Annotated in this window: 12 protein-coding genes and 1 tRNA gene; 7 read left to right on the top strand and 6 right to left on the bottom strand. The window is 30.9% G+C overall.

The annotated features are described in order from the left end of the window. Positions 1 to 529: 529 nt before the first annotated feature. From HYN56_RS25020 to HYN56_RS05105, 4 genes are all read right to left on the bottom strand, one after another. Positions 530 to 600: transfer RNA gene (locus HYN56_RS25020), tRNA-Cys, on the bottom strand. Between the two features lie 94 nt (positions 601 to 694). After that, the gene (folB, locus tag HYN56_RS05115) at positions 695 to 1,054 is read right to left on the bottom strand and encodes a dihydroneopterin aldolase (RefSeq protein WP_057115457.1); all 360 of its coding nucleotides are present in this window, start codon (positions 1,052 to 1,054) and stop codon (positions 695 to 697) included. Between the two features lie 2 nt (positions 1,055 to 1,056). After that, on the bottom strand, positions 1,057 to 1,353 hold the full coding sequence (locus HYN56_RS05110) for a hypothetical protein (protein ID WP_109191194.1): 297 nt from the start codon (positions 1,351 to 1,353) through the stop codon (positions 1,057 to 1,059). Beyond that, on the bottom strand, positions 1,353 to 1,574 hold the full coding sequence (locus HYN56_RS05105; protein ID WP_109191193.1) for a hypothetical protein: 222 nt from the start codon (positions 1,572 to 1,574) through the stop codon (positions 1,353 to 1,355). The genes HYN56_RS05110 and HYN56_RS05105 overlap by 1 nt, the downstream gene beginning before the upstream one ends. A gap of 151 nt (positions 1,575 to 1,725) precedes the next feature. Between HYN56_RS05105 and HYN56_RS05100 the strand changes: the two genes are divergently transcribed. The 5 genes from HYN56_RS05100 (at position 1,726) to HYN56_RS05080 (ending at position 6,518) form a co-directional block, all read left to right on the top strand. Next, a complete protein-coding gene (locus HYN56_RS05100; protein WP_109191192.1) occupies positions 1,726 to 3,843 on the top strand; it encodes a glutamine--tRNA ligase/YqeY domain fusion protein in 2,118 nt (705 codons plus the stop codon). Positions 3,844 to 4,933: 1,090 nt separating this feature from the next. Next, complete coding sequence (locus tag HYN56_RS05095) at positions 4,934 to 5,413, top strand: hypothetical protein (protein ID WP_109191191.1); 480 nt, start codon at positions 4,934 to 4,936, stop codon at positions 5,411 to 5,413. 92 nt (positions 5,414 to 5,505) lie between these two features. Beyond that, a complete protein-coding gene (locus HYN56_RS05090) occupies positions 5,506 to 5,832 on the top strand; it encodes a YtxH domain-containing protein (RefSeq protein WP_109191190.1) in 327 nt (108 codons plus the stop codon). A 75-nt stretch (positions 5,833 to 5,907) separates the two neighbouring features. Continuing rightward, the gene (locus tag HYN56_RS05085; RefSeq protein WP_109191189.1) at positions 5,908 to 6,258 is read left to right on the top strand and encodes a competence protein; all 351 of its coding nucleotides are present in this window, start codon (positions 5,908 to 5,910) and stop codon (positions 6,256 to 6,258) included. Between the two features lie 5 nt (positions 6,259 to 6,263). Continuing rightward, positions 6,264 to 6,518 carry a DUF6327 family protein gene (locus HYN56_RS05080; protein WP_109191188.1) on the top strand — a complete coding sequence of 85 codons (255 nt, stop codon included), beginning with the start codon at positions 6,264 to 6,266 and terminating at the stop codon, positions 6,516 to 6,518. A 22-nt stretch (positions 6,519 to 6,540) separates the two neighbouring features. On the opposite strand, the gene HYN56_RS05075 is transcribed toward HYN56_RS05080, so the two are convergent. Both HYN56_RS05075 and gltX read right to left on the bottom strand, forming a co-directional pair. Beyond that, positions 6,541 to 7,521: an SPFH domain-containing protein gene (locus HYN56_RS05075; RefSeq protein WP_109191187.1), complete on the bottom strand. Its 981-nt coding sequence runs from the start codon at positions 7,519 to 7,521 to the stop codon at positions 6,541 to 6,543. A 134-nt stretch (positions 7,522 to 7,655) separates the two neighbouring features. Continuing rightward, positions 7,656 to 9,161, bottom strand: coding sequence for a glutamate--tRNA ligase (gene gltX / locus HYN56_RS05070; RefSeq protein ID WP_109191186.1), 1,506 nt, complete (start codon positions 9,159 to 9,161; stop codon positions 7,656 to 7,658). 162 nt (positions 9,162 to 9,323) lie between these two features. Between gltX and HYN56_RS05065 the strand changes: the two genes are divergently transcribed. Together HYN56_RS05065 and ybeY are read left to right on the top strand one after the other, a co-directional pair. Continuing rightward, positions 9,324 to 12,725 carry a DUF4175 family protein gene (locus HYN56_RS05065; RefSeq protein WP_109191185.1) on the top strand — a complete coding sequence of 1,134 codons (3,402 nt, stop codon included), beginning with the start codon at positions 9,324 to 9,326 and terminating at the stop codon, positions 12,723 to 12,725. Continuing rightward, positions 12,722 to 13,141 (top strand): rRNA maturation RNase YbeY, encoded by a 420-nt coding sequence (ybeY, locus tag HYN56_RS05060; protein WP_091490075.1) that lies wholly within the window; start codon positions 12,722 to 12,724, stop codon positions 13,139 to 13,141. The genes HYN56_RS05065 and ybeY overlap by 4 nt, the downstream gene beginning before the upstream one ends. Positions 13,142 to 13,286: the final 145 nt, after the last annotated feature.

Here is a 13,286-nt window from a genome sequence, read left to right as displayed (position 1 = left end):
TAAAGAAGTTTTTTAAGTCTGGTTTGTCATTTCGACGAAGGAGAAATCTCCGCAAGTGACTCCGCAACAATTGTCCAATCTTTGTCGAGCTTCTTGCGGAGATTTCTCCTTCGTCGAAATGACAAGATTGTGTAATTATACTAAGTAGACCCGACAGGTTTTTAAAACCTGTCGGGTTTGTACAAAAGTTTAATAATTAGATTTTCTAAAAATTAAACATAAAAAAAACTCTAAATTACTTTAGAGGTTTTAGAGGTATCGTCCGGATTCGAACCGATATATTTAATTAATTTTTTCTAAAAATTAGACATAAAAAAAAGAGACACATTTCTGTATCTCTTTTAGAGGCATCGTCCGGATTCGAACCGATATATTTAATTAATTTTTTCTAAAAATTAGACATAAAAAAAAGAGACACATTTCTGTATCTCTTTTAGAGGCATCGTCCGGATTCGAACCGATATATTTAATTAATTTTTTCTAAAAATTAGACATAAAAAAAAGAGACACATTTCTGTATCTCTTTTAGAGGCATCGTCCGGATTCGAACCGGAGTAGGAGCTTTTGCAGAGCCCAGCCTAGCCGCTCGGCCACGACGCCATTACTTGAACGGTTGGCAAAAGTAACTAAAATCTTTAAATTTCAAAAGTTTCGAATGAACTATTTTAAAATTTTAGGAATTTAATTTTAAAGATTACTTCCTAATTTCCGTCATTTTTATAGTAACTGACTCAACATCACCACCAATAGGCGGATTAATTTTAGAAACCCAAACTGTTGTTTTTTCTACTGTTTCTATCTCTGCCAGCACTCGAATATTGATTCTTTTGGCTACATGTTCCAATAAATGCGAACGAATTGCCATTTCTTCTGTGACAATTTTGTTCAAATGTACGTAGTCAACAGTGTCTAAAAGATGATCTGTTTCGGCTGATTTCTGTAAATTTGTTTTAATTTTTAGATCTACTGTATAGTCAGATCCAATTTTTCCTTCTTCAATTAAACATCCGTGATATGAAAAAGTGCGTATGTTTTTAAGTTTAATGACTCCCATTTTTATAATTTTATTCTTGTAGTGTTTGGATTTTGATAATTGGATGTTACAGCATATACTGTAACTATTTTGTTAATTTCATCAACTGTAAAATGAATAGTGTATGGGAATTTTTTCAAAGGTAAGGTTCTAATTATATTATACTTTTCTTCAAAAAATGGAAATGTATTTAAAGTATCTACATACTTTTGATATTCATTAAAAAATTTTGTTCCTAAACCATCAGAAAGAGATTCATAATATTCAGCAATTTCATCTACTTCTAATTCAGCTCTTAAAAGAATATTTATTTTGAACATTACTTCTTATTCCATTTAGCATTGAGTCTTTTTTTAGATTCTTCCCAACTAATAAAATCCTCTGGTTTAGCATTTTTTATACGATCCAAAACCATTTCTTGTTGCCATAATGGAATTTCATTCTCAACATTTTCATCTATAGAAACGTCTGGAACATGTTTAAAAAAACTAATAAAAGTTTCGTAAAAATCGTCTGGAATTGTAACAGTTAATTGTCTCATAATTCTGAATATTTATACAAAAATACTAAATAAATTAATTAAAGATTTTGAGTTTAACGTTTCATGTTTTCAGTAAGTTTCCAAAGAAAACCATAAACCATAAACTATAAACTATAAACTTTTTTATCTTTGCTAAAATTACTATAAAATAATGGCATCAGAAGAGAAATCACTCAATTTTATTGAACAAATCATAGAGGAAGACGTAAAATCAGGTCTTTCAAATACTAAACTTCGCTTTCGTTTTCCACCAGAACCAAATGGTTATTTACACATTGGACACGCGAGTTCTATTGCGTTAAATTTTGGTTTAGGAATTGATTATCAATCTCCTGTGAATTTACGTTTTGATGATACAAACCCTGAAAAAGAAGAACAGGAATTTGTTGATGCTATTAAAAAAGATGTCGAATGGCTAGGTTACAAATGGGCAGAAGAATGTTATGCATCAGATTATTTTCAACAATTGTATGATTGGGCTGTTTTATTAATTAAAAAAGATAAAGCGTATGTTGACAGTCAAACTTCTGAAGAAATGGCGATCCAAAAAGGAACTCCAACTACTCCAGGAACTGACAGTCCGTACAGAAATCGTTCTGTTGAAGAAAACTTAGATTTATTCGAAAGAATGAAAAACGGTGAATTTGAGGCTGGTACACATATTCTTCGTGCAAAAATTGACATGAAATCAACAAACATGTTAATGCGTGATCCTATCATGTATAGAATTTTACACAAACATCACCACAGAACTGGAGATGCGTGGAAAATCTATCCAATGTACGATTGGGCACACGGACAAAGTGATTATTTAGAGCAAATTTCACATTCATTTTGTACACTTGAATTCTTGCCTCACCGTGAATTATACGATTGGTTTTTAGATCAAATTTTTGACGATAATAAACTCCGTCCAAAGCAAAGAGAATTTGCCAGACGTAACTTATCACACACTGTTGTTAGTAAAAGAAAATTACAGCAACTAGTTAAAGAAAAGCATGTTAACGGTTGGGATGATCCGAGAATGTCAACCATTTCTGGATTAAGAAGACGTGGTTATACAGCTGCTTCATTACGTAATTTTGCTAATACAATTGGTATTGCAAAACGCGATAATTTGATCAATGTATCGGTTTTAGAATTTTGTATTCGTGAAGATTTGAACAAAATTGCACCTCGTGTAATGGCTGTTTTAGATCCTGTAAAACTGGTAATTACCAATTATCCTGAAGGAAAAGAAGAGTGGTTAGAAGCAGAAAACAATCAGGAAGATGAAAATGCAGGATTTAGAAAAGTGCCTTTTTCTCGTGAATTATACATTGAAAGAGAAGACTTTTTGGAAGAAGCTCCAGCTAAATTTTTCCGTTTGACTTTAGGAAAAGAAGTTCGTCTTAAAAATGCTTATATCATTAAAGGAGAATCAGTTGTAAAAGATTCAGAAGGTAATATTACAGAAATTCACGTTACTTATGATACTGATTCTTTAAGCGGAAGCGGAACAGAAGCAAGTCAAAGGAAAGTATCTGGAACCTTACATTGGGTTTCTATTTCGCATGCATTGGAAGCTGAAGTTCGTTTGTACGATCGTTTGTTTACAGATGAAGCTCCGGATAGTTATAAAGACAAAAATTTCTTAGATTTTGTGAATCCAAATTCATTAGAAATTGTAACCGGATATGTTGAACCAAGTTTAGCAACAGCTCAAAATGAAGATAAATTTCAGTTTCAACGTTTAGGATATTTTACTGTTGATAAGGACTCAACTGCTTCAAAATTAGTATTTAACAAAACGGTTGGATTGAAAGATGCCTGGGAAGAAAAAGGCAAAAAAGAAGAAAACAGCATTAATAATTCTTTGAAAGATATCAACAAATATTTTAAAGTTGAGACTAAACCAGAGAGAATTGCAATTGAAAGTGCAATAGGGGAGAACATCAAAAATATCTCCAGTTTTTCACTTTTACAGAATTCTTTAAAGAAGAATATCAACAATAATAAGGCTTCATTGTTATTTTCTCAGTTTATTTTGAAATATTCAAACTGGAAATCTACAGATTTTGAAGAAGAAGATGTTAAGAAGTTATATTCAATGTCTTTAAAGAGTGAATCGACTTATGTAAGATCAAAAGCACTTTTAAATTTAAGAGATATTGAAAGTGAAAGTTTCAAAAATCAGTTTGATGACGAAATTTTGAAATTATATTCAAATCCTCCAAAAAATGCATCGGAGAGAGAAAATGAAATTTTAGCAGAAATGGTAAAAAAGTAATAAATAATTAGAATCTATTGAAAAGCGCTTTTATAAGCGCTTTTTTTTATTATATATATTAACTATTATAATTAATAATTTTATAATTTTTATATATTAAAAGTGACTTTCATAAATCGATTTTAACATAAAATAAAAAAATGTTGGATAAGGAAATCGTTTTTTAAATTTTCGTTTATTTAAACGCTTTATTTGAATTTTAGTCTTTTTTAAAGTTCAAATTTTTTCTGTAATGTAATTTTAATAAATTTATCTTATTAGTGAAATATTTAAAATCATTTATATTTATTATTTGTAAAATCTATTAAATTTTTATTTTTAATTTATTTTATAGATTTAAAATGACTCACATAAATTAATTTTAAGAGAAAGTAAAGAATGACCAAATAGAGAAGACCTTTTTTTGATTTTCATTCGATAAAACTTCTTATTTCTATTTTTTACTTTTTTTAGTTCAAATTTTTAGTTCAAATATTTAAATGAAGTTTTTTCTTATTTTTTTAAGTTTTGAATACAATTTTATAGTTATAAATTTTAATTATTAATATTTTTAAAATTTTAGTTTTTTATTATAATTTATAAAATTGATTTCAATTTTAAATATGATAGTTTTTATAGATTAATTTTAGCCTCTATAAATTGATTTTAAGACATTTTTAAAAGATGTTTGATAGATAACTCATTTTTTAAATAATTGTTTATTTAAAGTCTTTATTTAACTTTTAGCTGTTATTTTAGTCAGTTTAACGGCTTGTTAACACACAATTGTTTATAAAGTTGCTATTTTTAACTCAATACCAGAAATCAGAGATGATTTAAGAAAAATTAAAATTTGCCGTGACGGAAACTAAACTGAATTTTACTGTTTTTAAAAACTCGTAATTTTTACAACAGTGGATTTTCAAAATTGTTTTCCTGAAAAGACAATTTTATGTTCTCATTTTTATTGTGATGTAATTTTGATAATATTTCGCGTAAAAGGTATTTTTCAAATTACTTCATAATGTACAAAATTCCATAACATTGAATTTGTGTGAAGCTTTAGTTTAAAATTTCAATTCTGATCATTTTTAATTTAAATCTAATAATCATGAAAATTTTATATTTTACGCTAGCGATGTTATTTGCAAATGTTGCAATTTCTCAAACACATCAAATTACAAAACACAATGGTGAACAACTTGATGTTAATTTCATAAAAAACGAAAATGGTTTAATTTACTATTCATTAAACGGAAGTTCTGAAGAAGTAAAAATTAGCAAACATGCTGTTTCATCTATTACAAACAAACAAACAAAAACAACTCAAAAAGTTTCTGATAAAATAGTAGTAGATTCAAAAGACGATTTCAAAATGGTAACTGTTCTGCCTCAGGAAAAAACAATAGGACTGAAGCAGGCGGCTAGTTTTTCAGGAGTCTCGACAAGGACAAAAGGAGAACCGCCAATTGCAAATCAAAAACAGACTGCTATGAGAATCAAAACGAAGTCGGCTTCAAATGGTTATCCTTTTGTAAGCATTGTTGAAAAAGCAGATGGTAAGTACGAAGCTGTAGCTTATGTGTATTAATTAGATTGTTAATTTTTAGTAAATTACAATTAATCAAAGTTTTATCATTTTAAAAATGAGTATCTTTAGTAATAATTTAAAATTGTGAAATCATGTCTAAGAACTTAAATACAGCGGCTGCAATTTTAGCGGCTGCAGCTGCGGGAGCAGCAATTGGAATTTTATTTGCTCCGGATAAAGGATCAAAAACGAGAGCAAAAATTAAAGAAGGTATTGACGATGCGAAGCATAATATCAAAGATTCTTTTGAGGCCAGCTCTGAAGTTCTTCGTGAAAGATTTACAAGTGCTACTCATAATCTTGACGGAACTTTGAATGATTTACTTTCGAATGTTAGCCATAAAACAGAAGAAGTAATTACTTTTTTAGAAACTAAATTGGCTGAATTGAAAGCACAGAACGCGAAACTTCAGAAATAATAATTTTTTAAAAGCACATAACTTGCTTATTTTTATAGTAAAGTTTTGTGCTTTTTTTATTTAAAATTTATAATTATGGCTTTTGAAGAGTTAAAAGAAAACACTGAAAAAATTCAGGATCAAACTAAAGTTTATATTGAAAGTCATTTGGCTTATTATAAACTTTGGGGATTTAAAGTGGCAATGAAATCTACAACTTTGATTTTCAAATTCACTTTGATTTTGTTGTGTTTCACGATGGTTTTAATTTTCGGATCTTTTGCAGCAGCGTACGCTTTTGGATCTTTGTTCGAAAGTAATGCTTTAGGATTTTTGACAGTAGGAGGGATCTATCTTTTGTTTACCATTTTACTTTTCTTCATAAAAGACAAAATGGTGGAAGGGCCAATTTTGGAGAAATTCTCAGAAATATTTTTTAATGACTAAGACTTATGGAAAAGAAAAAATACTCTTCTTATGCTGAAATCGACAGAGATTTAGAAATCTTGAAATTAGAAAAAGATATCAATTATCAGAAATTGGTTTTGAGTTTTCAGAGAACTAAAGAAAGCATTACACCGCAAAATATTGTAAACGGATTTGTTTCTTCTTACACAGATTACTTTAAAAAATCATATCCACAAATTTTACAATCAATTATTCCAACCGTAATAAATTGGTTTATGAATAAAAAAAGAGGCAGTTAAGCCTCTTTTTTATTTCTAATTATTATTGAACATCTGGTTGAATGTCATCTTCATAACCAGATTGTCTTGGTGCTTGTTTTGGTTTTTCCACTTTTTTATTGTTTTTCTTCATCATTTCTCCAACTTGATTTGAAGCTGAGAATGATGCCACCATATTGTTTAGCATATCACTTCCGGCTTGTGGAGAGTTAGGTAAAAGAATCAAGTTTGAATTGGTATCAGATCCAATAGATTGTAAAGTATCATAATGCTGTGTTACTACAATTAAAGCAGAAGCTTCTTGAGAGTTGATTCCAACTTGGTTCAAAACTTCAACACTTTCAACCAAACCTCTTGCAATTTCACGACGTTGGTCTGCGATACCTTGTCCTTGTAAACGTTTACTTTCTGCTTCGGCTTTTGCTTTTGCAACGATTCTAATTCTTGAACTTTCTGCTTCAAACTCTGCAGCTGTTTTTTCTCTGTCAGCAGCATTAATTCTGTTCATTGCATTTTTTACCTGAATGTCCGGATCAATATCAGTAACCAAAGTATTGATGATATCATATCCGTAAGTCGACATTGCTTCGTTCAATTCGCGTTTTACTGCAACGGCAATATCATCTTTTCTTTCAAAAACATCATCCAGTTTTAGTTTTGGAACTTCAGCACGAACTACGTCAAAAACATAAGAAGTAATTTGATCGTGTGGATATTCTAGTTTATAAAAAGCTTCGTATACTTTTTCCTGAATTACTTTGAACTGAACGGAAACTTTCATTTTGATAAAAACGTTGTCTCTTGTTTTAGTTTCGATGATAACATCCAATTGCTGAATTTTAAGATTTACACGTCCGGCCAATCTGTCAACCAACGGAATTTTAAGTTGTAATCCTGAATTTCTAACACTCTGAAATTTTCCAAATCTTTCGATAATTACAGATGATTGTTGTTTCACTGTAAAGAAAGATGACATGAAAATAAAGAATGCCAATACTAAAAAAATAATAAATGCTGTACTCATGGTTATTTTGTTTAATTTATGAATTTCGGTAAATTACGAAAATTCTTCTAAAAAAGAATTATCAAATATTAAAAAAACGCTATGAACATTTTTGTGATGTTACTTAGCGTTTCTATTTTTAAATGAAATTTTAATTATAAAGTTTCAATTGCTTTCTGAATTCTAGAAATAGTTTCTTCTTTTCCAATGATTTCGACAATGTCAAATAGGTGAGGACCTTTAAGAGCTCCAACCAAACTTAAACGGAAAGGTTGCATTACTTTACCCATTCCGATTTCGTTCTTGGTTAACCAATCTTTTACAATTGCTTCAATATTTGCAGAAGTAAAATCTTCGATGTTTTCTAAAACAGAAATCAATTCCTGCATTAATGCTGGAGTTTCTTCTTTCCAGTTTTTACTTGCTTTTTCATCATAAGCTGTTGGAGCCTGGAAAAAGAAATCTGTCAGATTCCAAAATTCAGAAACGAAGTTTGCTCTTTCTTTAATCAAAGAAACAATTCTTGTAAGATCATATTTAGAAACATCAATGCCTTTTTCTTCTAAAATAGGAGAGAAGGTTTTGGCCAAATCTGCATCATTTTGTTTTGCTAAATATTGGTGATTGAACCATTTGTTTTTCTCCGGATCAAATTTAGCTCCAGATTTATGAACTCTATTTAAGTCAAATGCCTCAGCTAATTCTTCTAAAGAAAATAATTCTTTTTCAGTTCCATCATTCCATCCCAATAATGCAAGGAAGTTTACAACTGCTTCAGGAAAAAATCCATTTTCTCTATAACCAGATGAAACTCCTTCTTCAGTTTTCCATTCTAAAGGAAATACCGGGAATCCCATTTTGTCTCCATCTCTTTTTGATAATTTTCCATTTCCAACTGGTTTCAAAATCAAAGGTAAATGAGCAAATTCCGGAGCTTCCCAACCAAATGCTTTGTACAATAAAACGTGAAGTGGCATCGATGGCAACCATTCTTCACCACGAATTACATGTGAAGTTTCCATCAAATGATCATCCACAATATTAGCTAAATGGTAAGTTGGCATTCCGTCACTTTTGAATAAAACTTTATCATCCAAAAGATTAGTTTCAAACTTCACATCTCCACGAATAATATCTTTTAAATGTAAAGTTTCATCAACCGGAGTCTTAAAACGAATTACATAATGTTCTCCATTGGCAATTCTTTTAGCAGTTTCTTCAGAAGAAATTACTAAAGAGGTATCTAACTTTTCACGATTATGATGATTGTAAATAAATGTTTTTCCTTCAGCTTCGTGTTGTTTTCTATGTGCATCCAAAGCTTCAGGAGTATCAAAAGCATAATATGCCCAACCAGAATTTATTAATTGATCTGCATATTGCTGATATAAAGCTGCACGTTCGCTTTGTCTGTATGGACCAAATTTTTCATTTTTTCCAACCGTTTCTTCAGGAGCAATTCCTAACCATTCTAGAGCTTCCATAATGTAAGCCTCTGCACCTGGAACAAAACGAGTCTGATCTGTATCTTCAATTCTCAGATAAAAAACACCGTTATGTTTTTTTGCAAATAAATAATTAAATAGGGCAGTACGAACTCCGCCAATATGTAACGGTCCAGTGGGACTTGGTGCAAAACGCACACGAACTTGCTTTGACATTTGTTTAAAATTTTGTTGCAAAGATACGACTTTCAATAAATTCAATTTTTTAAAAATTCCAAATTCCAAACTAGGTGAATCCTTGGAATTTGGAATTTATTTTTTGGAATTTGAATCTTTATAATTACTACTTTTATAGGTTATAATTAAAACAGATTTATTTTGAAAACATCATCTGCTATTTATCAAAAGTTAGAAGCTTTCATTAAAAAATATTATACCAACGAATTGATAAAAGGCATATTGCTTTTTACTGGTTTTGGGTTGTTGTATTTTTTGTTTACGCTTTTTGTAGAGTACTTTCTTTGGCTAAAACCTCTGGGAAGAACTTTTCTGTTTTGGTTATTCGTTGGAGTTGAAGTTTTCCTTTTAATCCGTTTAATTCTTTTTCCATTATTCAAATTATTCAAACTTCAAAAAGGAATAGATTATACTCAGGCTTCAAAAATTATTGGAAGTCATTTCACAGAAGTGAGTGATAAGCTTACCAACTTTTTGCAATTGTCTTCTGAAAATAATGCAGAAAGTTCAGAATTAGTTCTAGCTTCAATTGAGCAAAAAGCAAATTCACTGCAGCCAATTCCTTTTGGAAATGCCATCAATTTTAAAGCTAACAAAAAATATTTACCATTGGCTTTAGTTCCAATTTTACTTTTTGCTGTGTTTTATATTTCTGGAAATAGTAATATTATTTCTCAAAGTTTGAATAGAGTAGTGCATTTCAATTCTGCATTTTTGCCACCAGCTCCTTTCAAATTTGTGGTTTTGAATTCTAATTTGCAAGCAGAACAAAACAAAGATTTCGTGATAAAAATGGAATCTGTTGGGAATGTAGTTCCTGAAAATGTGATGATTCATATTGGGGATGAAAGTTATTTTATGGAATCTTCTCAACCTGGTAAGTTTGAATTTAAAATTGAAAAGCCTTCAGAAAATATACAGTTTTCTTTTGAAGGAAATTCGGTAGTTTCTGAAGAGTATGAATTGAAAGTGATCACAGTTCCATCTATTGCAAACTTCGAAATGGTTTTAAATTTCCCTTCTTATCTGAAGAAAAAATCAGAGACAATTCTGGGAACTGGAAATGCAATTGTACCTGAAGGAACCACTGTAACCTGGAGAATGAATACTAAATCTACTCAAGAAGTGGTGTGGAAAAGAGATAATGAAGTTTTTAAGTTCAATAAGACAGAAAATGAGTTTAAATTGTCTAAAAATATTAGTCAAAATACAGAATATCAAATTCTTACGTCTAATGATAAGGTGAAAAACTACGAAAAACTAGATTATCAGCTTTCTGTGATCAAAGATCAGTTTCCAAGCATTAGTGTTGGCCCTGCACCAGATAGTTTGAAGCTGGATAAGAACTATATCTTAGGAAGATTGGGTGATGACTACGGACTTTCGAAGTTACAAATTGTATACTACGAACGTAATAAACCACAGTCTTCTAAGCGTGGAAACATTCCTGTGAAGGCTGGAGTATTTGATCAGTTTGTTTTTAATTTTCCAAGTAACCTTCCAGTAGAAGAAGGAGTGTCTTACGAATACTATTTTGAAGTTTTTGATAACGATGCACCACACGGATTTAAGAGTAGAAAGTCTTCTACATTTTCAGATCGCGTAGCGACAACAGATGAAATTCAAGATCAGGAATTACAGCAGCAGAATAATAATATCAATAGTTTATCTAAATCTTTGAAGAACCAAACCAAGCAGATTTCAGAAATGGATAAGCTTCAGAATACAGGAAAAGAAAAAGACAATTTAGAATTTAAAGATCAGCAAAAGATCAATGATTTTATCAAACGTCAGAAACAACAAGACGAAATGATGAAACAATTCTCTGAGAAAATGAATCAGAACTTAGATAAGTTCAAGTCGGACAAGAAGGATAAAACAGCTGATGATTTACAGAAACGTTTAGATAATGCACAGAAAGATTTAGAAAAGAATCAGAAGTTATTAGACGAATTGAAGAACCTGAATGATAAATTAAACAGTGAAGAACTGTTTGATAAGATGGAAAAGTTCAAACAAATCAGTAAAAACCAATCTCGTAATTTAGAGCAATTGGTCGAATTAACCAAGCGTTTTTATGTTTCAAAGAAAGCAGAACAGGTTGCAGAGAAACTAAACAAACTGTCAGAACAACAGGAACAGTTATCAAATAAAGAGAAAGAAAACACTAAAGAGAAGCAGGATGAAATCAATAAATCTTTTGATAAGATTCAGGAAGATTTAAAAGATTTGAAAGAAGAAAACAAGACTTTAAAGAAACCTTTGGACATTCCATCTGATGCTTCAAAAGAGAAAGATGTAGATAGTGATCTTCAAAAAGCTTCTGAAGAATTAAGCAAAAAGAATACTTCTTCGGCTAAGCCAAAACAGAAAAGTGCTGCAAAGAAAATGAAATCTATGTCTCAGGAAATGCAGAGCGAAATGGAAGGTGGAGAACAAGAACAATTGGAAGAAGATGTAGCAATGCTTCGTCAGATTCTGGATAACCTCTTAGCTTATTCTTTATCTCAGGAAGATGTGATGAAACAGTTTAAATCTATGAAATTGGGTTCATCAGCATTCACTAAAAACATTAAAATCCAGCAGAATTTAAAACAACAGTTTAGACATGTTGATGATAGTTTGTTTGCACTTTCATTACGTAATCCAAAAGTAGCTGAAGACGTAACCAAAGAAATTGGAAATGTACAATACAATATGGACAAGGCGATTGAAACTTTAACCGATGTTCAGATTCCAAGAGGAGTTTCACACCAACAATATGCGGTTTCATCTGCTAATAAGTTGGCTGATTTCTTAAGTGATTTATTAAACAACATGCAGATGTCGATGTCTAAACCAGGTGCTGGAAAACCTAAACCTGGAGACGGACAAGGAATGCAATTACCAGATATTATTCAGAAACAAAAGGGTCTTGCGGATAAGATGAAAGATGGAATGAAGCCGGGACAACAACCTGGGGATAAACCGGGAGAAGGAAAAGATGGAAAGTCCGGGCAGGGGCAAAACGGGCAAGGCAAAGATGGGCAGGGCAAAGAAGGTCAAGGTAACAAAAGCGGAGATAAAGGCTCTTCTGGAAAAGATGGGAAGAATGGAAAAGGAGAAAAGAATGGTAATGAAAGAGAAGACGGAGAAGGAGATGCAGAAGCTATTATGGAGATATACAAAGAGCAGGTTAAACTTAGAGAAGCATTGCAAAAAGAATTAGCAAAGAAAGGTTTGGATGCTCAGGGAAAATCTATAATAGATCAAATGAAACAATCTGAAAAGCAGATTTTGAATAAAGGTTTTAAGAATGAGAACCTGCAACGTATTCTAAATATTCAACAAGAATTATGGAAATTAAACAATGCAGTTCAGCAACAAGGTCAAGATACACAAAGACAATCTGAAACAAATAAGGCTGAATTTACTAATCGTTCCAATGCTTTACCAAGTTCCTTATTGGAATATTTAAACAGTGTGGAGATATTAAACAGACAATCACTACCTTTGCGCTCGAATTTTAATCAAAAAGTTCAGGAATACTTTAATACAAAATGATAAATTTTAATTACGAAACAGATTTTACTTTAGGAGATGAGCAGGCTTTTAGTGACTGGTTAAGTGCTGTAATTGTTTCTGAAAACAAGAATGAAGGCGAGATCAACTATATCTTTTGTGATGATGAATATCTACATAAGATCAATGTTGAATATCTAGATCACGATACACTTACAGATATTATTAGTTTTGATTATACTGTTGGTAACGAGTTAAATGGAGATATTTTTGTTTCTGTAGAACGTGTTGCAGACAACGCAAAAGACTTCAATGTTTCATTTGCTGAAGAACTTAAGAGAGTACTATCTCATGGTATACTACATTACTGTGGATACAAAGATAAGACAGATGAAGACGCTCAATTAATGAGAGCTAAAGAAGAAGAGAAGATGAAGATGTTTCACGTGGAACAGTAATTAGATCTCTTTTTAATATATATGTTCCACGTGAAACGTTTTGGTTTTTAATATTTAAAGCGTTCCACGTGAAACATGTTTAAATAGAATAAGACGATTTTTATAACGTTCCACGTGGAACGTTGAGATGAAGAATTGAAATAAA

Origin of the sequence: Flavobacterium crocinum (assembly GCF_003122385.1) — a bacterium.
GTDB lineage: Bacteria > Bacteroidota > Bacteroidia > Flavobacteriales > Flavobacteriaceae > Flavobacterium > Flavobacterium crocinum.
The sequence above is the reverse complement of the archived record's forward strand: the minus strand, read 5'-3'. Positions and strand labels throughout refer to the sequence as shown.

Excerpts from the sequence above, each read along its gene's own strand:
- HYN56_RS05075 (WP_109191187.1), bottom strand. The coding sequence starts at position 7,521 with ATGAGTACAGCATTTATTATTTTTTTAGTATTGGCATTCTTTATTTTC.
- HYN56_RS05085 (WP_109191189.1), top strand. The coding sequence starts at position 5,908 with ATGGCTTTTGAAGAGTTAAAAGAAAACACTGAAAAAATTCAGGATCAA.
- ybeY (WP_091490075.1), top strand. The coding sequence starts at position 12,722 with ATGATAAATTTTAATTACGAAACAGATTTTACTTTAGGAGATGAGCAG.
- HYN56_RS05110 (WP_109191194.1), bottom strand. The coding sequence starts at position 1,353 with ATGTTCAAAATAAATATTCTTTTAAGAGCTGAATTAGAAGTAGATGAA.
- folB (WP_057115457.1), bottom strand. The coding sequence starts at position 1,054 with ATGGGAGTCATTAAACTTAAAAACATACGCACTTTTTCATATCACGGA.
- HYN56_RS05100 (WP_109191192.1), top strand. The coding sequence starts at position 1,726 with ATGGCATCAGAAGAGAAATCACTCAATTTTATTGAACAAATCATAGAG.
- HYN56_RS05095 (WP_109191191.1), top strand. The coding sequence starts at position 4,934 with ATGAAAATTTTATATTTTACGCTAGCGATGTTATTTGCAAATGTTGCA.
- HYN56_RS05080 (WP_109191188.1), top strand. The coding sequence starts at position 6,264 with ATGGAAAAGAAAAAATACTCTTCTTATGCTGAAATCGACAGAGATTTA.
- gltX (WP_109191186.1), bottom strand. The coding sequence starts at position 9,161 with ATGTCAAAGCAAGTTCGTGTGCGTTTTGCACCAAGTCCCACTGGACCG.
- HYN56_RS05090 (WP_109191190.1), top strand. The coding sequence starts at position 5,506 with ATGTCTAAGAACTTAAATACAGCGGCTGCAATTTTAGCGGCTGCAGCT.
- HYN56_RS05105 (WP_109191193.1), bottom strand. The coding sequence starts at position 1,574 with ATGAGACAATTAACTGTTACAATTCCAGACGATTTTTACGAAACTTTT.